Raw genomic sequence first — 25107 nt, 5'->3', positions numbered from 1 at the left:
GTCACCACTCTCAGTTCTGGATCACCCACAGGCCCGCAAAATCTTTGGGGCGGAATACGAATCGCTTTGGCGAATCGAATTCGAGGGATTAGAGGTTAAGTCCCATGGCGCGGTACATATTCATCACCGGCGGCGTGGTTTCTTCGCTCGGCAAGGGTTTGGCTTCGGCGGCACTGGGTGCCCTGCTGCAGGCCCGGGGCTACAAGGTCCGCCTCCGCAAGCTCGACCCCTATCTCAACCTCGATCCCGGAACGATGTCGCCGTATCAGCACGGCGAAGTGTTCGTGACCGATGACGGCGCGGAGACCGATCTCGATCTCGGTCACTACGAGCGCTTCACCGGCCGGCCGGCGACCAAGGCCGACAACATCACCACGGGACGCATCTACCAGGACATCATCTCCAAGGAGCGCCGCGGCGATTATCTCGGCGCGACCATCCAGGTGGTTCCGCACGTCACCAACGCCATCAAGGAATTCGTTCTCGACGGCAATGACGATTACGACTTCGTGCTGGTCGAGATCGGCGGCACCGTCGGCGACATCGAGGGCCTGCCGTTCTTCGAGGCGATCCGCCAGCTCAAGAACGAGCTGCCGCGCGACCATGCCGTCTACATCCATCTGACGCTGCTGCCCTATATTCCGAGCGCCGGCGAATTGAAGACGAAGCCGACGCAGCACTCGGTGAAGGAGCTGCGTTCGATCGGCATCCAGCCGGACATCCTGCTCTGCCGCACCGACCGCGAGATCCCGAAGGAAGAGCGGCGCAAGCTCGGGCTGTTCTGCAACGTGCGCGAAAGCGCCGTGATCGAGGCGCGCGACGTCGACAACATCTATGCGGTCCCCGAGGCCTATCACAATGCGGGCCTCGACGACGAAGTGCTCGCCGCCTTCGGCATCGCCTCGCGGATTCCGCCGGAGCTGCGCAGCTGGCAGCAGATCAACGAGCGCATCCGCAACCCCGAAGGCAACGTTACCATCGCCATCGTCGGCAAGTATACCGGCATGAAGGATGCGTATAAGTCGCTGATCGAGGCGCTCTCGCATGGCGGCATCGCCAACAAGGTGAAGGTCAATCTCGACTGGATCGAGAGCGAGATCTTCGAGAAGGAAGATCCGGCGCCGTTCCTCGAGCACGTCAACGGCATCCTGGTGCCCGGCGGCTTCGGCCAGCGCGGCGCCGAAGGCAAGATCAAGGCGGCGCAGTTCGCGCGCGAGCGCGACGTGCCGTATTTCGGCATCTGCTTCGGCATGCAGATGGCGGTGATCGAGGCCGCGCGAAACCTCGTCGGCATCGAGGACGCCAACTCCACCGAGTTCGGCCCGACCAAGGAGCCCCTGGTCGGCCTGATGACGGAGTGGCTGCGCGGCAACGAGCTCGAGAAGCGCTCGCAGGCGGGCGACCTCGGCGGCACGATGCGGCTTGGCGCCTATCCGGCAGCGCTCAACCGCGGCAGCCGCGTCTCGCAGGTCTATGGCGGCGCGACCGAAATCTCCGAGCGTCACCGCCATCGCTACGAGGTAAACACCGCCTACAAGGACCGCCTCGAGCAGCACGGCCTGAAATTCTCAGGGCTCTCGCCCGACGGCGTGCTGCCTGAAATCGTCGAATACGAGGATCATCCCTGGTTCATCGGCGTCCAGTTCCACCCCGAGCTGAAGTCGCGGCCGTTCGAGCCGCATCCGCTGTTCGCCTCGTTCATTCAGGCGGCGATGGTGCAGAGCCGGCTGGTGTAGCCGGCTCGGTCTTCCCTGACGAAGTCTTGCTCGCACGTCCGGCTACGCGGCCGCGATGTCCATCCTGCGGCAGAAGCAAGATGCCTTGATCGGCACCTCCGCCCGCGACTGGGCGAGGTCAAGTCGCTGCTTGATCAGCGGCCTTTCGGTCTTGTCGCCACGCCGCATGAGACATTCGTGCAAGCCGTGAAGCGACCACAGATTGTCGGGATGCTGGCAGGCCCGGCTCAGCTTTCCATCGAGGCCGAGATCGGAACGGTACACCGCCTCGGCTTCCTCGATCCGTCCCTGTTCCAGGAGCAGCGCGCCGAGTGCGTGACGCGGTGGCTGCATCCATCCCCACGGCTCGTCATAGGGCAGGGCGTCGCTGAGCGCGACCGATCTGCGCAGCTCAGCGAACGCAAAGTCGTAGTTGGCTTTGCGATATTCCAGTTCGCCATTCAACATGGCTTCGGCCACGCCGAGCAGGGCGACGACATTGTTGTTGTGCACGAGCCGGCTCTCCGGCACGCGCGTCTTCGCCTGTGCGAACAACGCTTTCTCAGTTTCGGCGTCGGCGACGTGGCCAAGCGCCGAATGAGCCACCGCCTTGGCGTAGTGGATCATCGCCGTCACCGAGCAGTATAGCTCGCGATCCTCCGGCAGCTGTTGGGCAATGATGTCGTGCCATTTGCCGAAACGCACGAGAACGTGCTGCTTCATCGTCAAATAGCCTTCCAGGAAGTCCGCCATGGGGGGCGATTGAATGCGCAGCACTGGCTCGGGCACGGTGGCAATGAGTTCCTCGGCCGCTGCGATAGCGGGGGCGTATTGACCCAGGAACATCGCGCCGTAGATGGCGAAGTGGAAGTTGTGGATGACATAGACCAGGTAGACACCCGGATCGTCCGAATAAGCGAGGAACCTGCGGTCGGTCGTCAGCGCCTTCTGATTGTAGAGCAGGACGTCGTTGTACTGCCCGCACAGCACGTCGAGATGCGTCGGCATGTGGATCAGATGGCCGCTATCGGGGACGATCGCGCGCAGCCGGTCGCCGGCCCGCATCGCCCGTTGCGGGAAGGGCGACATCTCCATGAGATGGACGTAGAGATGAAGCAGTCCCGGATGATTCCACGCAGCCGGCCATCGATCGAAAGCTTGTTCGAGCACGGCCCTGCATTCCTCGGTGCCGGCGCCCTTGGTGGGTTCTCCAGACTCAAGGTCCCACATCAGCCACGGCGTTTCGTTCATGATTGATTCGGCAAAGATGGCTCGGACCTCGAGATCGTCGGGATACGTGGCGCAGACCTTTCGCATCTCTCGCGTGAAGGCCTTGTCCCACGGCGCCATGTCCTCGATCGCTTCACGCTGCGGATAGCGCGCAGACAGGGCGCGGATCAGCGCTTGCTCGACCGGGCTCGCCTTGTCCGCCTGCGCGAGTGCGTCCTGCGTCGCATCGTATGATGCAGCGAGCGCCAATTGACGGCCTTGTGCGTCATAGCGGACCCAGGGCAGGTTGTAGTTGGGACCCGCGGCGTAGCCGATGCCCCAGTGCGCCATGGCGCAGCTGTTATCGAACTCGAGCGCCTTGCGAAAACATTTGATCGCCTCGCCGTGGTTGAATCCGAACACCCAGTTGAGCCCTCGGTCAAACCAGAGCTGCGCATCAGGCGAAGTCGTGGTGATTTTGCGGCTGTACGGTCCGAGATCAAAATAGGTCATTGCCTCTGCCTCCTTTGATCGCTTCGGTCGTTTCGCCGATTGCTCTCGGGCCGTCGGCGGCTGATACGCCAGGACCGAGCGCACATTATCAAGAGCGCCGGCCCCCTGCTATCGAGCTATGCACGAAACGCCATGAGGGGCGCCCGGGCGAGGCCCAAGACAGAGTTGTGGCCAGCGGGTATAACCGCCGCTCCTGTCAGGGAGGACCATGAATGATCTACGAAATGCGCGTCTATCGCTGCCTGCCCGGCCGCCTGCCGGCATTGCTCAAGCGGTTCGAGGCTGCCACGCTGAAGATCTGGGAGAAGCACGGCATCAAGCAGGCGGGGTTCTTCACGACCGTGATCGGTGAATCCAACCAGGAGCTGACCTATTTCCTCGCTTGGGACTCGCTTGCCGAGCGCGAGAAGAAGTGGGCCGCGTTCATGACCGATCCGGACTGGATGAAGGCCCGCGCCGAGAGCGAATCCGACGGGCAGATCGTTGCCAATATCGTCAGCCAGATCCTGGCGCCGACCGCTTTCTCGGCGGTGAAATAGCCAACGCCAGCGCGGCTTGGGGGGACCCTGGCGCAACCCTGATATTCGGACCGCCCGGGCGGAAGAGGGGTTGATCCGACCCTCATGGCGGCTATGGTCGCGCCGAAACGAGGGATTTGCCTTGAGCTCTTCGACGTCAGCAGCGCCGGTCGTCACCGTCGGCAGGGTCAAATTCGGCAATGATCTGCCGATCTCGGTCATTGCTGGGCCCTGCCAGCTCGAGAGCCGCCAGCATGCGCTGGAGGTCGCCTCCGCGCTGAAGGAGATCGCGGCGCGGCTGAACATCGGCCTCGTCTACAAGACCTCGTTCGACAAGGCCAACCGCACCAGCGCGGCGGCGGCGCGCGGGCTGGGCCTTGCGCAGTCGCTGCCGATCTTCGCGGAGATCCGATCCTCGCTCGGCTTGCCCGTGCTGACCGACGTGCACGAAGCCACGCAATGTGCCGAGGTGGCGCAGGCGGTGGACATCCTGCAAATTCCGGCCTTCCTGTGCCGGCAGACCGATCTGCTGCTGGCGGCGGCTGCGACCGGCAAGGTCGTCAACGTCAAGAAGGGCCAGTTTCTGGCGCCCTGGGACATGGCCAACGTCGTGACCAAGATCACCAGCGCGAACAATCCGAACGTGCTCGTCACCGAGCGCGGCGCCTCGTTCGGCTACAACACGCTCGTGTCCGACATGCGCGCGCTGCCGATCCTTGCACGCACCACCGGCGCGCCCGTCATCTTCGACGCCACCCATTCGGTGCAGCAGCCGGGCGGGAAGGGGACGTCCTCGGGCGGCGAGCGCGAATTCGTGCCGGTGTTGGCGCGTGCAGCTGTCGCGGTCGGCGTTGCCGGCGTCTTCATCGAGACCCATCCCGATCCCGATCGCGCGCCTTCGGACGGTCCGAACATGGTGCCGCTGCGCGAGTTCGAGGGGCTGGTCGCGCGATTGATGGCGTTCGATGCGCTGGCCAAGACGACGTCGAAGAGCACCACGCGCTGATGCACCAGCCTGTGACCAGGCCGTCGTCCGACCAGAAATTTCCGCCCGCGATCAACATCATTGCGCTCGCCGGCTTCTCGGCCGCACTGTCGACGCGCGCGCTCGATCCCGTCCTGCCGCATGTCGCGGATGATTTCGCGATCAGCATCACGACGGCCGCCAGCATCGCGGCCGGCTTTGCCCTGATCTACGCGCTGGTTCAGCCGGCGATCGGAGCGGCCGCCGATCTGTTCGGCAAGGCGCGATTGATGACGGCGTGCCTGGCGCTGCTGGGCGTTGCCTGCATCCTCGGCGCGCTCGCCACCTCCTTCTCCGGATTGTTCGCAAGCCGCATCCTGGCCGGCATCGCCGCAGGCGGTGTGTTTCCTGTCGCGCTCGGCCTCACCGCCGATCTCGTTGCGCCGGCCAAGCGGCAGGTTGCGATCGGACGCACGATGGCGGGCTCGATGACCGGCAATCTGCTCGGCTCGTCCGCCAGCGGAATCATCGGCGATTTCATCGGCTGGCGCGGCGTGCTGGTGATCCTCGGCGCGCTCGGGCTGATCGCGGCCGTGGCGGTTGCGGCAGGATTTCGCGGGGCCGCGCTGACGTCGCCGCCGAAGACGGATTTCAGGACGTTGCGGCAGGGCTACCGCACGATCTTCTCCAATCCCAACACGCGCTACAGCTATTCGGCCGTGTTCGTCGAAGGCTGCTGCGTGTTCGGCTTGTTTCCCTTCATCGCCGCGTTCCTGTTCGATCTCGGCGAGAAATCGCTGTCGATCGCGGGCATCGTGATCGCGGGATTTGCGGTCGGCGGGTTGCTCTACACGCTCACCGTCTCGCGCATGCTGCCGCGGCTCGGCGTCAAGGGCATGATGATCGCGGGCGCGAGCCTCGTGGCGTTGCAGCTCGGCGCGCTCGCCTTCGGTCCCGGCTGGAAGCTGCAATTCGTCAGCATGCTGGCGATGGGCTGGGGCTTCTACATGATCCATGGCTGCCTGCAGGTGTTCGCCAGCGAGCTGTCGATCGGTGCGCGGGCGACCGCGATGTCGCTGCATTCGTTCTTCTTCTTCATGGGGCAGACGGTGGGGCCGCTCGCCTACGGCTTCGGGCTGCAGCATGCCGGCAAGACACCGACATTGCTCGCAAGCGCCGCGATCATGGTGGTGCTGGGCCTCGTCTGTGCGCGATTCCTCAGGTCGCGCGCTCCGGCGGACGCGCGCTAACGTCGATTCGGCGACGCCAGGGCGGCATTGCTCCCCACCACGACACCATCGGCCCGGTATACATGGCACACGAATTGCTTTGATTCTGGGCAAATCGAGGTGTGAGACCGTGGACGTCCAGACCAGTCATTCGGCCAGCGCAGCCGGTCCAGCCCGCTCGACCGGATATCCCACCAAGCCGCCGCTGCGGCGCTTCCTCACCGATTGCCACGCCGAATTCCGGACCGACAATTCCGGCGAGCTTGCCGACTACATTCCCGAGCTGAAGCGCGCCAATCCCGATCATTTCGGCATCGCGCTCGTCACCATCGACGGCCATGTCTACGAGGTCGGCGACAGCGAGGTGCCGTTCACGATCCAGTCGGTGTCCAAAGCCTTCGTCTTCGCGCTGGCGCTGGAGATGGTCGGCGAGGCGCGCGTCTCGGCCACGATCGGTGTCGAGCCGAGCGGCGAGGCCTTCAACTCGATCCGGCTCACCAACGACAATCGTCCCTTCAACCCCATGGTCAATGCCGGCGCGATCGCCTGCTCGGGCCTTATCTATGAGGTCGAAGGGAAGGGCGCCTTCGAGCGCGTCCGCGCCAAGCTCAGCGCGTTCGCCGGCCGCGAGCTCAGCGTCGACGAGGCCGTACACGCGTCGGAGACCGCGACCGGCAATCGCAATCGGGCAATTGCGTGGCTGCTGCGGAATTACGCGGTGCTGCCCGACGACGTCGATGCCGTGCTCGACGTCTATTTCCGCCAATGCGCGATCCTGGTCACCGCGCGCGACCTCGCGGTGATGGCGGCAACGCTCGCCAATCGGGGCATCAATCCGGTGACGGGCGTGCAGGTGATCACGCCGCATATCGTCGCGCGCACGCTCTCGGTGATGACGAGCTCAGGCATGTACGACTATGCCGGTGAGTGGACCTATCGCGTCGGCATTCCCGCCAAGAGCGGCGTCGGCGGCGGCATCGTCGCGGCGCTGCCCTCGCAGCTCGGGCTCGGCACCTTCTCGCCGCTGCTCGACAACCATTTCAACAGCGTGCGCGGCCTGAAGGTCTGCGAGGCGCTGTCGGCGCGGTTCGACCTGCACATGCTCAATCGCAACGCCGACGTCCGCACCAGCATCATGGCGGATTACGACGTCTACGGCATCTCCTCGCGCCGCAGCCGCCAGCCACACGAGCAGCAGATCCTCGACGAACGACACAGCGACATCCGCGTGCTCGAGCTGGTCGGTGCGATGAATTTCGCCACCATCGACTACGTCACCCGACGGCTCACCAGCGAGCCGCCGAACGCGCCGCTGCTGATCATCGATTTCCGCCGTGTCCCTGACATCACCGCGGCCGGCGCTGCGCTGCTCGGCGAGACGCTGGCCGCGCTCGGCAATGCCGGCGTCACCGCCATCCTGTCCGGCTTCGAGACCAACTCCGCGGTGTGGAGCGCGATCGCCGCGCGCACCGCCGAGCCGCGTCGGCTGCGCCGCTTCGCACTGCTCGACGATGCCATCGAATGGGCCGAAGACCAGGTGATCTACCGCTTCGGCGGCTTCACCGATCTCAAGGAGAGCGCGCATCTCGGCGAGCAGGCGCTGCTGGCCGAGCTCGACGCCGAGGAGATCGCCGCGATCATCAAGCTGTCGACCACGCGGCATTATGCGGCCGGCCAGCGCATCATCGCGGCAGGCGAGCCCGCCAATTCGCTGTTCTTTCTCCAGAGCGGCATGGTCAGCGTGAAGCTGCGCAGCGGCGTTCGGCTCGCTTCCCTCGGCCCCGGCATGGAATTCGGCGAGATGGCGATCCTGGAGCAAAGCCGCAGCGCCGACGTCTTGGCCGACACGCCCGTCACCTGCCTCGAACTGCCGCTCGACAGCTTTGCCGATTACCGCCGGTTGCACCCCGAAACGTCGTTGAAGATCATGCGCAATCTCGCCGCGATCCTGGCGCGGCGCCTGGTGCTGGCGAATGCCAAGGTGGACTTGCTGAGCGCGTATTAGGCCGTAGACTCGTAAGCCTGTTGGGCAGGAGCGGCTCGATCACGCACCACTCGGAAGCCCACAAGGAACTAGGCGCTTGGCCGCTTCCGATGAAGCGAGCACTACAATCCCGGTGATCTCGCCGCCCAAGCCTTGGTGGCCTGGCAGCTTTCCATCGCTCGGGCGTAGGCAGGGCGTGCCGTCGTGCGAGCGAGATAGTCCCGCTCGGTAGAACCGGGGACGTAGTTGCCAGTTCGCAGGCCGAGCAGGAGGGCGTAGCTCACCGAGATATCGGCAGCAGTGAATCGGTCGCCGGCGAGATAGGGGCAATCGGCGAGGCGGCGGATCACCAACCCCAGCCGGCTCTGGAAGGTCTCGAGTGCCCAGCAGGTAACCCGGGCATCTCGTTCGGCTTCGGGCGCCAGGTTGCGACCGACAAGTACGGCGTTCATCGGCCCGGCGAGCCCGGCCTCGCCCAAGTGGAGAAATTGCAGATAGGAAGCGAAGGCGGGATCATGCGGGGCGACGGCCAGCGAATCTGAGCGGTGGCGGGCGAGCAGGTACTCAAGAATCGCGATCGACTCGACCATGATCGTCTCGCCGTCCTGCAGTGCGGGAATGAAGCCGGCGGGGTTGATCGCGAGGAAATCGCGATCAACCTCGGCTGCCAGCAGATCGACCGGGCGCAGCCGATAAGCCAACCCCAATTCCTCAAGCAGCCAAACAACACGGAAGCCACGACCTTCGCCATAGACGGTGAGCATAGCTAAGCGTTCCTAGATTGGGCTAGAAATACTGACTCGCAGAGGTAAGCCACGCGCGCAACGTCGATCTGCTATTCGTCGCGCCGGGTCCGCGCCAGCGGCGCAGCGTTTCACGCTGCACCGCGTCCGGACACGGGCCGGGTTGTCTCACTTCGCCCCGTCAGCCGCCGGAATCGGCTCCATCCCGCTCGCGATGATCGCGTCGCGCGCGGCGGGGGAGGCGAGGAAGTTTATCAAGGCGCGGCCAGCGTCCGGCTCCTTCGCGACCGTCGCAATCCCAGCCGAGAAAATCGTAATCTTCTGCAATTCGTCCGGCAGCGGTCCGACGATGTCGATGCCCTTGACGGGCTTCAATTCGCTGATCTGCTGAAAGCCGAGCTCGGCCTCGCCATGCGCGACGATCTCGCCGACCGGCGTTGCCGGAATCTTGCGGGCCTTGTCCTTCATGACGTCGGCAATGCCGAGCTTGTCGAACATCTCGGTCGAGACGTAGACGCCGCTGGCGCTGTCGGAATAGGCGATCGTCTTCGCCGCCAGCAGCGCGCGCTTGACGGCATCGGCCGAGCTGATGTCCGGCTTCGGCGCGCCCGATTTCACCGCGATTCCGATCGGTGACCTCGTGAGATTGACCTGGCTGCCGGCGACGACCTTGCCTTTGCTCGCGAGGTCGCTCAGGGCATAACCCACCATGATCAGTACGTCGGCCGGCTCGCCGCGCTCGAGCCGGACGGGAATCGCGTTGGCGGTCGTTCCCATCGACGGCCCATATTCCGTGAGCACCTTGTTGCCCGTGGCCTTCTCGAATTCCGGCACGAGCGCCTTGTAGGCGGCCGTCAGTCCGCCGGAGATCATCACCCGCACCTCAGCGGCATCCGATGTGCCGGTCAGCAAGAGGACGCCGAGGACGCCTAGGGCAAAGTTACGGAATGTTGCGGAGATTGATGTCATCGTCGTCGTCTCCAACTAGCCCCGTCCGCGATAGGGCGCGACGCCTTGCTCAGGCACCCACAGGCCCTTCGGCACGCGGCCGGTCTGCCAGAACACGTCGATCGGGATGCCGCCACGCGGATACCAATAGCCGCCGATGCGCAAGAATTTCGGCTTGATCTCGGAAGCGATGCGCTTGCCGATCATCACGGTGCAGTCCTCGTGGAAGGCGCCGTGATTGCGGAAGCTCGCGATGTAGAGCTTGAGCGATTTCGATTCCAGCAGCCACGCCCCCGGCGCGTAGTCGATCATCAGATGCGCGAAATCCGGCTGGCCCGTGACCGGGCAGAGCGAGGTGAATTCCGGCACCGTGAAGCGCACCAGATATTCCGTGCCTTTCTGCGGATTGGGCACGCGGTCGAGCTGGGCTTCTTCCGGCGTGTGCGGCCACTCGACCGCGCGGCCGAGCTGGAGGGATTTTTTCGCCATCATCGTCACATCCTGTTTCGGATGCCGGGATGGACGCAAATGCCGCTGCCGTCAACCGGCGGCGATCGTCTGGATCATGACGATGCGGTCGTTGCCGGACTCGCAGCCCCACAGCTCGCCCGGACGGCCGTCGAGCTGGCGGACATTGGCGTTGGCCTTGTCGCTGGCGAAGACGGTGAACTTCTCGGTGGTGGGATCGAAGCGGACGATGGCGTTGGCGGAGAAATCGGTCAGCCAGACCTTGTCCTTGTCATCGACATACACGGCATAGGCGCGGGGACGTTCGCCCGGCAGCTTCCAGGTCTTCCACGAGCCGTCGTCGGGATCATGCACCGAGACATAGCCGCTGTTCCACTCGCTGACCCAGATCCGGCCTTTCGAATCCGACCAGACGCGCCGCGAGCCCTGGTTCGGGGTCGGCGGCTCGACCACGGTCGCATTGCCGCCCGCGCGGTCGATCTTCGCGATATGGCTGCCGGCGAGGGAGGCGTACCAGACATCGCCCTTGGGCGTTACCGTGATGCCGTAGGGGCCGACCCCCTTCGGCGCCTTGAACACATTCATCTCGCCGGTCTTCGGAGACAGCCGGCCGTAATAGCCGGATTGCCCGGTGAACCAATAGGTGCCGTCCTTGTCGAACACGCCGGTGTTGAGATTGGCTGAGGCGAACTTTGCCGGCAAGCGGAACAGCGTGACGCTGAGATCGGAAGGATCGACGCGCGCGATCGCGTTCTGGCCGCCCTCGGTGATCCAGGGCGCGCCGTCGGGGCCGATCGTCACGCCGTGTGGGGCCGCGCCCTGGCCGAGGCTGACCGTCTTGAAACGGCCATCGCGTGGATCGAGTCTGCCGAGCAGGCCCTTGCCCTGCGCCGTGAACCAGATGGTGCCGTCGGGGGCGGGGGTGAGATCATGCAGGCCGATGCCCGGCCTGATGGGATAGTATCTCGTCCGGAACGGGCCTTCCTGCGCAAAACCTGGGCGGGCGGCAAGCAGCGCGGCGCTCGAAGCAAGAAACTGGCGGCGATTCATGGCGTTACCCCGACTGTTTGAGATTGAGGTTGGGCACGCGGACCAGGTGCGGCGGAGCATAGTCTGAGGCACCTCACGCGTCAGTCAGAGCAGTGCGTCCAAGCGTTCACATTTGCTTGCGGCCCGTGTAAGACCCGCGGCACCGATCAGCCCTAACGAACGGAAGTGGACATCATGACCGCCATCATCGACATCATCGGCCGCGAAATTCTCGATAGCCGGGGCAATCCCACCGTCGAGGTCGATGTCGTGCTGGAGGACGGCGCGCTCGGCCGCGCCGCGGTTCCGTCCGGCGCCTCCACCGGCGCCCATGAGGCCGTGGAACTGCGCGACGGCGACAAGGCCCGCTATCTCGGCAAGGGCGTGACCAAGGCGGTCGGCGCCGTCAACGGCGAGATCTTCGAGGCCCTCAGCGGCCTCGACGTCGAGCAGCAGGCCCAGATCGACCAGATCATGATCGACCTCGACGGCACGCCGAACAAAAGCCGGCTCGGGGCCAACGCCATTCTCGGCGTCTCGCTGGCATGCGCCAAGGCGGCCGCGAACTCGCTCGACATGCCGCTCTACCGCTATGTCGGCGGCACCTCGGCGCGCCTGCTGCCGGTGCCGATGATGAACATCATCAATGGCGGCGTGCACGCCGACAACCCGATCGACTTCCAGGAATTCATGATCCTGCCGGTCGGCGCATCCTCGTTCGCCGAAGGTTTGCGCTACGGCGCGGAAGTCTTCCACACGCTGAAGTCCGAATTGAAGAAGGCCGGCCACAACACCAATGTCGGCGACGAGGGCGGCTTCGCCCCGAACCTGCCGTCGGCCGACGCCGCGCTCGACTTCGTCATGAACGCAATCGGCAAGGCCGGCTTCAAGGCGGGCACCGACATCATGATCGGCCTCGACTGCGCCTCGACCGAGTTCTTCAAGGACGGCAAATACGTCTACGAAGGCGAGGGCAAGACCCGCTCGATCTCCGAGCAGGTGAAATATCTTGCAGACCTCGTCTCGCGCTATCCGATCGTGACGATCGAGGATGGCATGTCGGAAGACGACATGGACGGCTGGAAGGAGCTCACCGACCTGATCGGCAAGAAGTGCCAGCTGGTCGGCGACGACCTCTTCGTCACCAACGTCAAGCGCCTCGCCGAAGGCATCAAGACCGGCCGCGCCAATTCGATCCTGATCAAGGTCAACCAGATCGGCACGCTGACCGAGACGCTCGCCGCCGTCGAGATGGCGCACAAGGCCGGCTACACTTCGGTGATGTCGCACCGCTCCGGCGAGACCGAGGATTCCACCATCGCCGACCTCGCGGTCGCCACCAATTGCGGTCAGATCAAGACCGGCTCCCTTGCGCGGTCCGATCGCACCGCCAAATACAATCAGCTCCTGCGCATCGAGCAGCAGCTCGGCAAGCAGGCGCTCTATGGCGGCAAGGCGGCACTGAAGGCGCTGGCATAAGCCGGCGTCTCGATCCGCGCGAAGAGAAGGACAGGGGAGGATCGACATGAGTGACGGCAAGACCGGACTGGAATTGCGTTCGCTGCTCAAGAAAAGCGGCGAGCTGGAATTGTCTCTCGTGACGGTCCCGACGCCGGAGCCGGCCGACGATGAGGTCGTGGTTCGCGTCGAGGCGACCCCGATCAACCCGTCAGACCTCGGGCTGCTGATCGGGGCGGCCGACATGTCGGCCGCCAAGGCCTCCGGCACCAAGGAGATGCCGGTCATCACCGCGACGATGCCGGAGGCGGCGATGCGGATGATGGCGGCGAGATTCGATCAGTCGCTGCCGGTCGGCAATGAGGGCGCCGGCACGGTGATCCGGACTGGATCGTCGGACGCAGCGAAGGCCCTGATGGGCAAGACGGTGTCGATGATCGGCGGCGCGATGTACACGCAGTACCGCGTGCTGAAGGTCCGCGACGTCATGGAGCTGCCGCCGGGCACCACGGCGGCGGACGGCGCCTCCTGGTTCGTCAATCCGCTGACCGCACTCGGCATGACCGAGACGATGCGGCGGGAGGGCCACAAGGCGCTCGTGCACACGGCGGCCGCATCCAATCTCGGCCAGATGCTCAACAAGATCTGCATCAAGGACGGCATCGGTCTCGTCAACATCGTCAGGAACAAGGAGCAGGCCGACATCCTGCACAAGATCGGCGCCAAATACGTCGTGGATTCCAGCGTGCCGAGCTTCATGGACGATCTCACCAACGCGCTGGTCGAGACCGGCGCCACCATCGCCTTCGACGCCATCGGCGGCGGCAAGCTGGCGAGCCAGATCCTGACCGCGATGGAGATCGCGGCCAACAAGACCGCGAAGGATTACAGCCGCTACGGCTCCAACGTGTACAAGCAGGTCTACATCTATGGCAGCCTCGACACGCGGCCGACGGAGCTGAACCGCTCGTTCGGCCTGAGCTGGGGCGTCGGCGGCTGGCTGCTCACGCCATTCCTTCAGAACATCGGCCCGGCCGAGATCGGCCGCCTGCGCCAGCGCGTGGCATCCGAGCTCAAGACCACCTTCGCCAGCCATTACACCAAGGTGGTGTCGCTCGCCGAGGCGCTCGATCCCGCCAATATCGGGGTCTATGCCAAGCGGGCCACCGGCGAAAAATTCCTCATCAACCCGAACAAGTGATCGGTTCGGTCGGTTGTCGAGACACATCAGGCCGCCGCTTGGCGGCCTGATTGCTTTTGATCGTGGCCCGGGTGGAGCGCAAGCGGACCCATTTTCGGAAACGCAGCGTTTCCAATTCCGACCAGTTCATGCACTTGCATCTATCGGACCGGATGGCTTAAGTGCCGTCCCGGCATTCCCGCTCAAGCCTTCAAGGACACCCAATGGCCTACAACATCGTCACGATCGCTGGCAGCCTGCGCAAGGACGGCTTCTCGCTCAAGATCGCCAATGCGCTCGCCAAGCTCGCGCCTGCCTCGCTCAAGCTCGAGGTGATCACGCCGGCGGGCATCTCGTTCTTCAACCAGGACCTCGAGGGCGCGCCGCCCGCGGACTGGCTCGCCTTCCGCGAGAAGCTCAAGAGTTCGAACGGCGTCCTGTTCGTCACGCCCGAATACAACCGCTCGATTCCCGGCGTCCTGAAGAACGCCATCGACGTCGCCTCGCGGCCCTATGGCAAGAGTTCGTTCCTCGGCAAGCCGGTCGGCATCATCTCCAACTCGCCGGGTCCGCTCGGCGGCGTCAGTGCGGCCAAGCATCTGCAGACCATCCTGCCTGGCATTTCCGGTCCGATCCTTCAGCAGCCGGAAATCTATCTCAATGGCGTCGGCGATGCCTTCGATGCGGAGGGCAACCTGACCAAGGACTCCCTCAAGACGGTGCTGCAGCAATACATCGAGGCCTTCGCCGCGCATGTGGCGAAGAATCAGGGCTGAGTTCTCGCTCTCTCCGTCATGGCCGGGCCTTGTCCCGGCCATCCACGTCTTTGCCGACCTCACTGAAGAACGTGGATGCGCGGGACAAGCCCGGGCATGACGATTGGCGTATTGAGAGGGGCAATTAGCACTCCCTTAACCAACCTGTCCCATCTTCCGAAGATGGTCTCACGCGCGCGCCTGAAGTCGATCCTGACCGGCCTTGCCCTCTATGCGATGGCGGCGGCGATCGTCGGCTATTTCGGCGTCAACGCCTATACCGGCAAATACGGTCTCAACGCTCGCCAGGAACTGGATCAGGAGATCATCGCGTTGACGAGCGAGCTGGCTCAGCTCAAGCGCGAGCGGGCCAGGAGCGAGCAACGGGTGTCGCTGCTGCGGTCGGAGAAGATCGACCCGGACATGCTGGACGAGCGGGCGCGCTTCCAGCTCGACTATGTCCATCCGCGCGATCTCGTTCGGATGATCCCGGCGAACTAGCCATCAGCAGCTTCTGAAAGTCGCAGCGGAAGTCGCTGCTGAAATCCGACCACTCTATCCTTTTGCCTCCTGCGAAGGTCGTAACTCCGGAACCGCGCGGTTGCCTTGACGGCGGCGCCGCGGCGGGCTCATGCCTTTGGTGGCGCTCGCTGAAGTTGACGCAGATCAACCGGACAGCACCGGCACGTCCTACACTGCTATCCGGAGGAAACTGTGATGAATGGGACAATGCCCCGGCATCACGCGGCCCGTGTCGAGGCCGCCATCGCGTCAGGCCAGGCGGCTCGCTCCGCGCTCGTGGCCTCGTGGCGCCGTTCCTCCCGATTGCATCACCTTGATCCAAGCGGTCGCGCCGCGCCGATGCGGCTGACCGAAGCCGAGCTGCAGCAGGCGCGAGAGCGCATCGCGCCGCTTCTGGCGGCCGCGCAGGGCGCGATGGACCGGCTATATCAGGCCGTCGGCGCTGCGGGCTGCTGTGTGCTGCTCGCCGATCGCGAGGGCGTGCCGGTCGATCGCCGCGGCACGGCGGCGGACGATGCGACGTTTCAGTCCTGGGGCCTGTGGACGGGCGCGCTCTGGAGCGAGGAGCATGAGGGCACCAACGGCATCGGCACCTGCCTCGTCGAGCAGCGTCCGCTGACCATCGATCGCGACCAGCACTTCTTTGCCCGCAACACGCTTCTGAGCTGCACCGCCGTTCCGATCTACGACCACGAGGCGGCGCTCGCGGGCGTGCTCGACGTCTCCTCCTGCCGCGCCGACCGCACCGACGCCTTCGCCAGCCTGATCGCGCTCGCGGCGGGCGAGGCGGCCAAGCGGATCGAAGCCGACCTGTTTCGCAAGGTCTTCGCCCATGCCCGCATCGTGCTGACGCAGGCGGCGGACGGAAGCTGCGGCGGCCTCGTTGCGGTCGATGCGGACGATCTGGTGATCGGCGCAACGCGCTCCGCCCGGCTGGCGCTCGGCATCGCGACCGGCGGTGCGTTGCGGCCGATGCCCGCGGCCGATCTTCTCGGCGGTGATGCCGCGCACGATCATCTTGCCGGAGGCCAGCGTGCGGTGCTGCAACGCGCGCTGCTGCGCGCCGGCGGCAACGTTTCCGCCGCCGCCAAGGCCCTCGGCGTCAGCCGCGCCACGCTGCACCGGAAGCTCAAGCGGTTCGAGCTGAACCACTAGGCCGCGCTATTCCTCAATCGTCATTGCGAGCGCAGCTCGCAATGACGGTGGAAGCCGCTGGTGCGCCAATTGCTCCTTGCTTCTGACGGGCGAGTACAACTGTCGCAGAACTGCGACAGGTCCGCTCCGCGATCGCGTCCGCCCGGGCTGACAGAAAACGCCTCCCGCATCATCGTCTGCGCAAGTCGCGAACAGGCGACGACAAGCGCAAACAGCAACATCGGGAGTGATCCATGAACAAGGTGGAATTCCTCAGCGTCACCAAAGTTCCCTTTGCCGAACGCTACGACAATTTCATCGGCGGCAAGTTCATCGCGCCGATCTCCGGGAAATATTTCGATAATGCCTCGCCCCTGACCGGCCAGGTCGTCTGCAAGATCGCGCGGTCCGACGCGCAGGACGTCGAGGCGGCACTCGATGCGGCGCATGCCGCCAAGGCCGCCTGGGGCCGCACAAGCGTCGCCGAGCGCGCCGCGATCCTGAACCGGATCGCCGACCGCATGGAAGAGAACCTCGAGCGCCTCGCGATTGCCGAGACCTGGGACAACGGCAAGCCGATCCGCGAGACGCGCGCCGCCGACCTGCCGCTCGCGATCGACCATTTCCGCTATTTCGCCGGCGTGGTGCGTGCCCAGGAAGGCTCGATCGGCGAGATCGACCACGACACCATCGCCTACCATTTCCACGAGCCGCTCGGCGTGGTCGGCCAGATCATTCCCTGGAACTTCCCGCTTCTGATGGCCTGCTGGAAGCTCGCGCCGGCGCTGACCGCCGGCAATTGCGTGGTGCTCAAGCCCGCCGAGCAGACCCCGGCCTCGATCATGGTCTGGGCCGAGATCATCGCCGACCTGCTGCCGCCGGGCGTGCTCAACATCGTCAACGGCTTTGGCCTCGAGGCCGGCAAGCCGCTGGCGTCGAGCCCGCGCATCGCCAAGATCGCCTTCACCGGCGAGACCACGACGGGCCGGCTCATCATGCAATATGCCAGCCAGAATCTCATCCCGGTGACGCTGGAACTCGGCGGCAAGTCGCCGAACATCTTCTTCAAGGACGTCACCGCCGAGGACGACGATTTCTTCGACAAGGCGATCGAGGGCTTTGTCATGTTCGCGCTGAACCAGGGCGAGGTCTGCACCTGTCCGAGCCGGGCGCTGGTCCACGCCGACATCTACGACCGCTTCATGGAGCGGGCGCTCAAGCGCGTCGCCGCGATCAAGCAGGGCGACCCGCGTGATGCCGCCACCATGATCGGCGCGCAGGCCTCCAGCGAGCAGCTCAGCAAGATCCTCTCCTATATCGACATCGGCAAGCAGGAGGGCGCCAAGGTGCTGGCCGGCGGCGGACGCGCCGATCTCGGCGGCGATCTCTCCGGCGGCTTCTACGTCCAGCCGACCGTGTTCGAGGGCCACAACAAGATGCGAATCTTCCAGGAGGAGATTTTCGGCCCCGTCGTCTCGGTCACGACCTTCAAGACCGACGAAGAGGCGCTCGCGATCGCCAACGACACGCTCTACGGCTTGGGTGCCGGTGTCTGGAGCCGCGACGCCAATCGCTGCTACCGCTTCGGCCGGGAGATCCAGGCCGGCCGGGTCTGGACCAACTGCTACCACGCCTATCCCGCCCATGCGGCGTTCGGCGGCTACAAGCAGTCGGGCGTTGGGCGCGAGACCCACAAGATGATGCTCGATCACTACCAGCAGACCAAGAACCTCCTGGTCAGCTACAGCCCGAAGAAGCTCGGCTTCTTCTGATCGGGTCGGAAAGGGCGGCGCCGCTTCGGCGCTGCCCGCTCCGAATGTTGGGATTGGCGCACGCACCGTTCTTGATCCGGTCACGAATCTGCGCACGCCATGGCGTGCATAGATTTGTTGCCTGATCAGCGCCAAAGATTTTCCAATATTTCGATCACGCTGCAGTGCGGCATAATGAAAGTCGTGCCATGCCGCCGCGGTGCTTTCCAAGGGCGTTTGACTTGGGTTAGAGAGGGCGAAAGTTTTCTCTGACCCGGAATTCCCATGGCCGCACCCAAGAAAGCCGCCGCAAGCGCTCCACAGGACAAGACCGACGGCGGTTCGCCCCCGGAATTTAGCAGGGAGCAGGAGCTCAAGGCGCTCCGCGACATGCTCCTGATCCGGCGGTTCGAGGAAAAGGCCGGCCAGCTCTACGGCATGGGCGCGATCGGCGGCTTCTGCCACCTCTATATCGGCCAGGAGGCCGTGGTGGTCGGCATGCAGATGGCCCTGAAAGAGGGCGATCAGGTCATCACCGGTTATCGCGACCACGGTCACATGCTCGCGACCGGCATGGATGCCAATGGCGTGATGGCTGAGCTGACGGGGCGCCGCGGCGGCTATTCCAAGGGCAAGGGCGGCTCCATGCACATGTTCAGCAAGGAGAAGCACTTCTACGGCGGCCACGGCATCGTCGGCGCCCAGGTCTCGCTCGGCACTGGTCTCGCCTTCGCCAATCACTATCGCGGTAACGGCAATGTCAGCGTCACCTACTTCGGCGACGGCGCGGCCAACCAGGGCCAGGTCTATGAGAGCTTCAACATGGCCGAGCTCTGGAAGCTGCCGGTGATCTTTGTCATCGAGAACAACCGCTACGCCATGGGCACCTCGGTCTCACGCGCCTCGGCGCAGCAGGATTTTTCCAAGCGCGGCGCGTCCTTCAACATTCCCGGCAAGCAGGTCGACGGCATGGACGTTCGCGCCGTGAAGGCGGCGGGCGAGGAGGCGGCGGCCTGGTGCCGCGCCGGCAAGGGTCCCTTCATCCTGGAGATGCAGACCTACCGCTATCGCGGCCATTCGATGTCCGATCCTGCAAAATATCGCACGCGCGAGGAGGTCGAGAAGGTTCGCCACGACCAAGACCCGATCGAGCAGGTGCGCAATCGCCTGCTCGCCGCCAAGGTCAGCGAGGCCGATCTGAAGGCGATCGACGCCGAGGTGCGCGACATCGTCAACGCGTCCGCCGATTTCGCCCAGCATGATCCCGAGCCGGATGCCGCCGAGCTCTGGACCGACGTGTACCGCTGAACGCGCGCAAGCTTTCTTTGGAGAAGACATGCCAATTCAAGTGCTGATGCCCGCGTTGTCGCCCACGATGGAGAAGGGCAACCTCGCCAAATGGCTGAAGAAAGAGGGCGAGATGATCAAGTCCGGCGACGTGATCGCCGAGATCGAGACCGACAAGGCGACCATGGAGGTCGAGGCGACCGACGAGGGCACGCTCGGCAAGATCCTGATCCCCGAAGGCACCGCTGATGTCGCGGTAAACACCCCGATCGCGACCATTCTCGCCGATGGTGAGAGCGCGGCTGATCTGGCGAAAGCACCTGCGCCGGCCGCGAAGGCTGCAGAGTCCGCGCCGCCTGCCGCCGCAAAGGCCGAAGCGCCCGCGCCGAAGGCCGCGCCAGCTCCGCAGGCCGTTGCCGAGCCCGATCCCGAGGTGCCTGCCGGCACCGAGATGGTGACGCAGACCATCCGCGAAGCGCTGCGCGACGCCATGGCCGAAGAGATGCGCCGCGATGCGGACGTGTTCGTGATGGGCGAAGAGGTGGCCGAATATCAGGGCGCCTACAAGGTGACCCAGGGCCTGCTCCAGGAGTTCGGCGCCAAGCGCGTGATCGACACGCCGATCACCGAGCATGGCTTTGCCGGCGTCGGCGTCGGTGCGGCGATGACCGGCCTCAAGCCGATCGTCGAGTTCATGACCTTCAACTTCGCCATGCAGGCGATCGACCAGATCATCAACTCCGCGGCCAAGACGCTCTACATGTCCGGCGGCCAGATGGGCTGCTCGATCGTGTTCCGCGGACCGAACGGTGCGGCTGCGCGCGTCGCCGCCCAGCACAGCCAGGACTACTCGGCCTGGTACTCGCACGTTCCGGGCCTCAAGGTCGTCGCCCCGTATTCGGCGGCCGATGCCAAGGGCCTGCTCAAGGCTGCGATCCGCGATCCCAATCCGGTGATCTTCCTCGAGAACGAGGTGCTGTACGGCCACACCGGCGAAGTGCCGAAGCTCGATGATTTCATCATCCCGATCGGCAAGGCGCGCATCGTCCGCGCCGGCAGCCACGTCACCATCATCTCGTGGTCGAACGGCATGACCTATGCGCTGAAGGCCGCCGACGAGCTTGCCAAGGACGGCATCGAGGCCGAGGTGATCGATCTGCGCACGTTGCGGCCGATGGACACCGAGACCATCGTCAACTCGGTCAAGAAGACGGGCCGCGCCGTGACGGTGGAAGAGGGCTGGGCCCAGAGCGGCGTCGGCGCCGAGATCGCCGCGCGCATCATGGAGAACGCCTTCGACTATCTCGACGCGCCGGTGACGCGCGTGTCCGGCAAGGACGTGCCGATGCCCTATGCCGCGAACCTGGAGAAGCTCGCGCTGCCCTCGGCGGCGGAGGTGGTCGAGGCCGCCAAAGCCGTCTGCTACAGGTAGAATAGGCAACCATGTATAAGCTAACCTGGCATATCTACTGGCGCTGGATATTGGCAGCTCTGGCTTTTACGGCGGCTATTCCGCTCGTGGTCATGGTCGTTGAGTTTCCGGTGATGCTTTTGGTGGCGATCCTGTCGCGCATGCTGGGCTATCCGGAATTTGCGGCCACTGCCACGACCGTCGTCAACGCGATGATCTTCCAGCCGGTCGTTTTGGCTGGTTTGTTTTTCGCCGTTGGTTTCCTTGCGCTCCGGTCCATGCTGAAGCGAGCGATTGGAGTAGAGTTTGACGGGAAGGTTCTTGTCCTCCAGGACGCATCGAGTTCGTCGCAATGAGCGGCCCCAAGGAGCAGCCACTGCCGCCCGACGTCATGACCCGCGACGACGCGGTCGAGATCCTGCGCGTCTTCGTGCTGGATGGCGGGCTGTCGATGGCGTTTCAGCGCGCCTTCGAGGAGCCGGACATGTGGGGCCTCCTGCTGGTCGATCTCGCCCGCCACGCCGCGCGCGCCTATGCGCGCGAGAGCGAATACACCGAGGAGGACGCGCTGAACCGGATCCTCGACATGTTCCAGGCCGAGATCGAGCGTCCCACCGACACCGGCACCACGACGCCGCGCGGCAAGGGGCACTGACCATGGCGATCGAATCCTATCATTACGATTTCATGCTGGAAGCGATCCGCGAGGCCGAAGCCTCGATCGCGCAGGGCGGCCTGCCGATCGGCGCGGTGCTGACGCGCGACAACAAGATCATCGCCCGCGGCCACAACAATCGCGTGCAGGAGAACAATCCGATCCTGCACGGCGAGATGAGCTGCCTGCGCGAGGCCGGCGCGATCTCGTTCCACGATACCGTCATGTACACGACGCTGTCGCCCTGCTCGATGTGCGCCGGCGCGCTCGCGCTGTTCAAGGTCAAGATGGTGGTGATCGGAGAGTCCATCACGTTCCCCGGCTCCAAGGATATCCTCGACAAGTTCGGCATCCCCTGGATCGACCTTGCCGACGATCGCTCCATCACCATGATGAAGAATTGGCGTTCCATCCCTGCCAATGAGCGCCTGTGGCAGGGCGACATCGGCAACTAAACCTGGTCTGTTCGTCGCCGCTGTCGGAGACGACGTTTTGCAAAGTTCTTCTTGAGGTCAGCATGCCCATCAACATCCTGATGCCCGCTCTCTCGCCGACGATGGAGAAGGGCAACCTCGCCAAGTGGCTGAAGAAGGAAGGCGACAAGGTCAAATCCGGCGACGTCATTGCCGAGATCGAGACCGACAAGGCGACCATGGAGGTCGAGGCGATCGACGAGGGCACGATCGCCAAGATCCTGGTGCCCGAGGGCACGCAGGACGTTCCGGTCAACGACGTGATCGCCGTGCTCGCCGGTGAGGGCGAGGACGTGAAAGCCGCAGGGAGCGCCAAGCCCAGCGCTTCGGCCGCGCCGCCGAAGGCCGCCGAAGCCCCAGCGGCCGCACCGGCTGCCGCGCCAGCGCCTGCTGCGCCCAAGGCCGCGCCGCCGCCCGCAGCACCCGCGCCGCAGCCCGCAGCTCCGGCCGCCCAGGCCAATGGCCATGGCGGTCGCGTGTTCTCATCGCCGCTGGCGCGGCGCCTCGCCAAGGAAGCCGGCATCGATGTCGGCATGGTCACCGGCACCGGCCCGCACGGCCGCGTGGTCGCGCGCGACGTCGAGCAGGCCAAATCCGGCAAGGGCCTCAAGGCACCCGCCGCGGCGCCGTCAGGCGCGCCGGCGATCGCGCCGACCATGTCGGACAAGCAGATCCTGTCGCTGTTCGAGCCGGGCTCGTACGACATTGTCCCGCATGACGGCATGCGCCGCACCATCGCGCAGCGCCTGACTGCGTCGATCCAGAACGTCCCGCATTTCTATCTCACCATCGACTGCGACATCGGCAAGCTGCTCGCCGCGCGCGAGGAGATCAATGCGGCTGCACCCAAGGACAAGGAGAAGAAGCCGCTCTACAAGATCTCGGTCAACGACTTCGTCATCAAGGCGATGGCGGTGGCGCTGCAGAAGATCCCGAACTGCAACGTGAGCTGGACCGAAAGCGGCATGGTCAAGCACCATCATTCCGACGTCGGCGTTGCCGTTGCGATGCCCGGCGGCCTGATCACGCCGATCATCCGCAAGGCCGAGACCAAGACGCTCTCGACTATCTCCAACGAGATGAAGGACTTTGCGGCGCGCGCACGTTCCCGCAAATTGAAGCCCGAGGAGTATCAGGGCGGCACCACCGCCGTCTCCAACCTCGGAATGTATGGCATCAGCCACTTCACCGCCGTGATCAACCCGCCGCATGCGACGATTCTCGCGGTCGGCACCAGCGAGGAGCGTCCCGTGGTGCGCGGCGGCAAGATCGAGATCGCGCACATGATGAGCGTGACCCTGTCCTGCGATCACCGTGCCATCGACGGCGCCCTCGGCGCCGAGCTGATCGGCGCGTTCAAGCAGCTGATCGAAAACCCTGTGATGATGATGGTCTGACGCGGCGGCAGAGGGGGCAACCTTGCATGTCCGGACCCGCTGGCCATGGATATCGCTGCTACTCGGAGCCATCGTCGCGCTCAACCCGATCGGGCTCGATTTTCTTCATTCTGCGTTCTTTGCCGGCGAGCAGCTGGCGCGGAACATCGCCCAGCCCATCGTGCTCACCGCGCTGGCCATCATAGTCCTCGTGGTGGTGCTCGAATGGCTGGTGAGGTCTTTTCTGGTCAAGCGCCGCGCTCGCGGCGCTTCTTGAGTTGAACGGGAGCCGCTATGGCCGATACATCCTTCGACGTCATCATCATCGGCTCCGGCCCCGGCGGCTATGTCACCGCAATCCGCGCCGCGCAGCTCGGCCTCAAGACCGCGATCGTCGAAAAGTCCTATCTCGGCGGCATCTGCCTGAACTGGGGCTGCATCCCGACCAAGGCGCTCTTACGCTCGGCCGAGATCTATCACTACATGCAGCACGCCAAAGACTACGGCCTGTCGGCGGAGAAGGTCTCGTTCGATCCGAAGGCCGTGGTGCAGCGCTCGCGCGGCGTCTCCAAGCGGCTGAACGACGGCGTCGGCTTCCTGATGAAGAAGAACAAGGTGAGCGTGATCTGGGGCGCCGCCTCGATCGATGCGCCCGGCAAGGTCACCGTGAAGAAATCCGACGTCGAGGGCCCGAAGGGCGCGCTGGGCGAGGGGACCTATCAGGCCAAGCACATCATCGTCGCGACCGGCGCACGGCCGCGCGTGCTGCCCGGCCTCGAGCCCGACAAGAAGCTGATCTGGACCTACTTTGAAGCAATGGTGCCGGAGCGGATGCCGAAGTCGCTGCTGGTGGTCGGCTCCGGCGCAATCGGCATCGAGTTCGCCTCGTTCTTCCACACCATGGGCTCCGACGTGACCGTGGTGGAAGTGCTGCCGCAGATCCTGCCTGTCGAGGACGCCGAGATCGCAGGCTTCGCCCGCAAGCGGCTGGAGAAGCAGGGCATCAAGATCATGTCCTCCACCAAGGTGACAAAGCTGGAGAAGAAGGCCGACAGCGTCGTCGCCACCATCGACGACGGCAAGGGCAAGCCCGTCACGACCGAGTTCGAGCGCGTAATCTCGGCGGTCGGCGTCGTCGGCAATATCGAGAATCTCGGCCTGGAAAAAGTCGGTGTCAAAACCGATCGCGGCATCATCGTGGTCGACGGCTACGGCAAGACCAACGTTCCCGGCATCTATGCCATCGGCGACGTCTCCGGTCCTCCGATGCTCGCGCACAAGGCCGAACATGAGGGCGTGATCTGCGTCGAGGCGATCAAGGGTCTGCACCCGCATCCCATGGACAAGAACATGATCCCGGGCTGCACCTATTGCCATCCGCAGGTGGCCTCCGTCGGTTTGACCGAAGTCAAGGCCAAGGAGAACGGCCGCGAGATCCGCGTCGGCCGCTTCCCCTTCGTCGGCAACGGCAAGGCGATCGCGCTCGGGGAGGATCAGGGCCTGGTCAAGGTGATCTTCGACAAGAAGACCGGCCAGCTGTTAGGGGCCCACATGGTCGGCGCCGAGGTCACCGAGCTGATCCAGGGCTACGTCGTCGCCATGAACCTGGAGACCACGGAAGAAGAGTTGATGCACACGGTGTTCCCGCATCCGACATTGTCGGAGATGATGAAGGAAGCCGTGCTGGATGCGTATGGACGGGTGTTGAATATTTGATGGCTGGCATCGCCGCCCACCGCCGTCATTGCGAGCGCAGCGAAGCAATCCAGACCGCCTCTGCGGAAA

Annotated in this window: 24 protein-coding genes; 19 read left to right on the top strand and 5 right to left on the bottom strand. The window is 64.6% G+C overall.

Going from position 1 to position 25107, the window contains the following annotated elements:
- Positions 1-104: 104 nt before the first annotated feature.
- Positions 105-1736: a CTP synthase gene (locus tag AB7M16_RS02785; protein WP_212257209.1), complete on the top strand. Its 1632-nt coding sequence runs from the start codon at positions 105-107 to the stop codon at positions 1734-1736.
- 42 nt (positions 1737-1778) lie between these two features.
- Here AB7M16_RS02785 and AB7M16_RS02780 read toward each other — a convergent pair whose 3' ends face one another.
- Positions 1779-3437, bottom strand: coding sequence for a hypothetical protein (locus AB7M16_RS02780; protein WP_453943071.1), 1659 nt, complete (start codon positions 3435-3437; stop codon positions 1779-1781).
- A gap of 212 nt (positions 3438-3649) precedes the next feature.
- Between AB7M16_RS02780 and AB7M16_RS02775 the strand changes: the two genes are divergently transcribed.
- The 4 genes from AB7M16_RS02775 to glsA all read left to right on the top strand — a co-directional run bounded on the left by AB7M16_RS02775 (position 3650) and on the right by glsA (position 8153).
- On the top strand, positions 3650-3976 hold the full coding sequence (locus AB7M16_RS02775) for an NIPSNAP family protein (protein WP_212257207.1): 327 nt from the start codon (positions 3650-3652) through the stop codon (positions 3974-3976).
- Between the two features lie 121 nt (positions 3977-4097).
- Positions 4098-4961: a 3-deoxy-8-phosphooctulonate synthase gene (gene kdsA / locus AB7M16_RS02770; RefSeq protein ID WP_453943070.1), complete on the top strand. Its 864-nt coding sequence runs from the start codon at positions 4098-4100 to the stop codon at positions 4959-4961.
- The gene (locus AB7M16_RS02765) at positions 4961-6169 is read left to right on the top strand and encodes an MFS transporter (RefSeq protein WP_453943069.1); all 1209 of its coding nucleotides are present in this window, start codon (positions 4961-4963) and stop codon (positions 6167-6169) included. Before kdsA ends, AB7M16_RS02765 begins: the two co-directional genes overlap by 1 nt.
- A 109-nt stretch (positions 6170-6278) precedes the next feature.
- Positions 6279-8153 carry a glutaminase A gene (gene glsA, locus AB7M16_RS02760; protein WP_453943068.1) on the top strand — a complete coding sequence of 625 codons (1875 nt, stop codon included), beginning with the start codon at positions 6279-6281 and terminating at the stop codon, positions 8151-8153.
- 101 nt (positions 8154-8254) lie between these two features.
- On the opposite strand, the gene AB7M16_RS02755 is transcribed toward glsA, so the two are convergent.
- The 4 genes from AB7M16_RS02755 to AB7M16_RS02740 all read right to left on the bottom strand — a co-directional run bounded on the left by AB7M16_RS02755 (position 8255) and on the right by AB7M16_RS02740 (position 11341).
- Entirely contained in the window at positions 8255-8896 is a 642-nt protein-coding gene (locus tag AB7M16_RS02755; protein ID WP_453943067.1) for a glutathione S-transferase family protein, read from the bottom strand.
- A gap of 147 nt (positions 8897-9043) precedes the next feature.
- Positions 9044-9844: a substrate-binding domain-containing protein gene (locus AB7M16_RS02750; RefSeq protein ID WP_453943066.1), complete on the bottom strand. Its 801-nt coding sequence runs from the start codon at positions 9842-9844 to the stop codon at positions 9044-9046.
- Between the two features lie 15 nt (positions 9845-9859).
- Positions 9860-10312, bottom strand: coding sequence for a preQ(1) synthase (queF, locus tag AB7M16_RS02745; protein ID WP_453947118.1), 453 nt, complete (start codon positions 10310-10312; stop codon positions 9860-9862).
- A 51-nt stretch (positions 10313-10363) separates the two neighbouring features.
- The gene (locus AB7M16_RS02740) at positions 10364-11341 is read right to left on the bottom strand and encodes a Vgb family protein (RefSeq protein ID WP_453943065.1); all 978 of its coding nucleotides are present in this window, start codon (positions 11339-11341) and stop codon (positions 10364-10366) included.
- A 174-nt stretch (positions 11342-11515) separates the two neighbouring features.
- On the opposite strand from AB7M16_RS02740, the gene eno reads away from it, so the two are divergent.
- From eno to lpdA, 14 genes are all read left to right on the top strand, one after another.
- A complete protein-coding gene (eno, locus tag AB7M16_RS02735) occupies positions 11516-12799 on the top strand; it encodes a phosphopyruvate hydratase (RefSeq protein ID WP_453943064.1) in 1284 nt (427 codons plus the stop codon).
- Between the two features lie 46 nt (positions 12800-12845).
- Positions 12846-13979, top strand: coding sequence for a zinc-binding dehydrogenase (locus tag AB7M16_RS02730; RefSeq protein WP_453943063.1), 1134 nt, complete (start codon positions 12846-12848; stop codon positions 13977-13979).
- A 203-nt stretch (positions 13980-14182) separates the two neighbouring features.
- The gene (locus AB7M16_RS02725) at positions 14183-14734 is read left to right on the top strand and encodes an NADPH-dependent FMN reductase (RefSeq protein WP_172783632.1); all 552 of its coding nucleotides are present in this window, start codon (positions 14183-14185) and stop codon (positions 14732-14734) included.
- A 162-nt stretch (positions 14735-14896) separates the two neighbouring features.
- The gene (locus tag AB7M16_RS02720; RefSeq protein ID WP_025036496.1) at positions 14897-15214 is read left to right on the top strand and encodes an FtsB family cell division protein; all 318 of its coding nucleotides are present in this window, start codon (positions 14897-14899) and stop codon (positions 15212-15214) included.
- A 216-nt stretch (positions 15215-15430) separates the two neighbouring features.
- Positions 15431-16390, top strand: coding sequence for a helix-turn-helix domain-containing protein (locus tag AB7M16_RS02715; RefSeq protein WP_172783633.1), 960 nt, complete (start codon positions 15431-15433; stop codon positions 16388-16390).
- Between the two features lie 233 nt (positions 16391-16623).
- Positions 16624-18141 carry an aldehyde dehydrogenase gene (gene adh, locus AB7M16_RS02710; protein ID WP_453943062.1) on the top strand — a complete coding sequence of 506 codons (1518 nt, stop codon included), beginning with the start codon at positions 16624-16626 and terminating at the stop codon, positions 18139-18141.
- 264 nt (positions 18142-18405) lie between these two features.
- Positions 18406-19428 (top strand): pyruvate dehydrogenase (acetyl-transferring) E1 component subunit alpha, encoded by a 1023-nt coding sequence (gene pdhA / locus AB7M16_RS02705; protein ID WP_453943061.1) that lies wholly within the window; start codon positions 18406-18408, stop codon positions 19426-19428.
- Between the two features lie 28 nt (positions 19429-19456).
- Positions 19457-20839 (top strand): pyruvate dehydrogenase complex E1 component subunit beta, encoded by a 1383-nt coding sequence (locus AB7M16_RS02700; protein WP_453943060.1) that lies wholly within the window; start codon positions 19457-19459, stop codon positions 20837-20839.
- Positions 20840-20850: 11 nt separating this feature from the next.
- Positions 20851-21174 (top strand): hypothetical protein, encoded by a 324-nt coding sequence (locus AB7M16_RS02695; protein WP_172783637.1) that lies wholly within the window; start codon positions 20851-20853, stop codon positions 21172-21174.
- Positions 21171-21473 carry a DUF5076 domain-containing protein gene (locus AB7M16_RS02690; protein ID WP_172783638.1) on the top strand — a complete coding sequence of 101 codons (303 nt, stop codon included), beginning with the start codon at positions 21171-21173 and terminating at the stop codon, positions 21471-21473. Before AB7M16_RS02695 ends, AB7M16_RS02690 begins: the two co-directional genes overlap by 4 nt.
- A gap of 2 nt (positions 21474-21475) precedes the next feature.
- Positions 21476-21928, top strand: a complete 453-nt coding sequence (locus AB7M16_RS02685; RefSeq protein WP_172783639.1) for a nucleoside deaminase — start codon at positions 21476-21478, stop codon at positions 21926-21928.
- Between the two features lie 62 nt (positions 21929-21990).
- Entirely contained in the window at positions 21991-23343 is a 1353-nt protein-coding gene (locus AB7M16_RS02680) for a pyruvate dehydrogenase complex dihydrolipoamide acetyltransferase (RefSeq protein ID WP_212257196.1), read from the top strand.
- A gap of 22 nt (positions 23344-23365) precedes the next feature.
- On the top strand, positions 23366-23599 hold the full coding sequence (locus AB7M16_RS02675) for a hypothetical protein (protein ID WP_453943059.1): 234 nt from the start codon (positions 23366-23368) through the stop codon (positions 23597-23599).
- 17 nt (positions 23600-23616) lie between these two features.
- Positions 23617-25038, top strand: a complete 1422-nt coding sequence (lpdA, locus tag AB7M16_RS02670; protein ID WP_453943058.1) for a dihydrolipoyl dehydrogenase — start codon at positions 23617-23619, stop codon at positions 25036-25038.
- The last annotated feature ends 69 nt before the right edge of the window (positions 25039-25107 follow it).

The organism is Bradyrhizobium sp. USDA 372 (genome assembly GCF_053629095.1).
The sequence above is the reverse complement of the archived record's forward strand: the minus strand, read 5'-3'. Positions and strand labels throughout refer to the sequence as shown.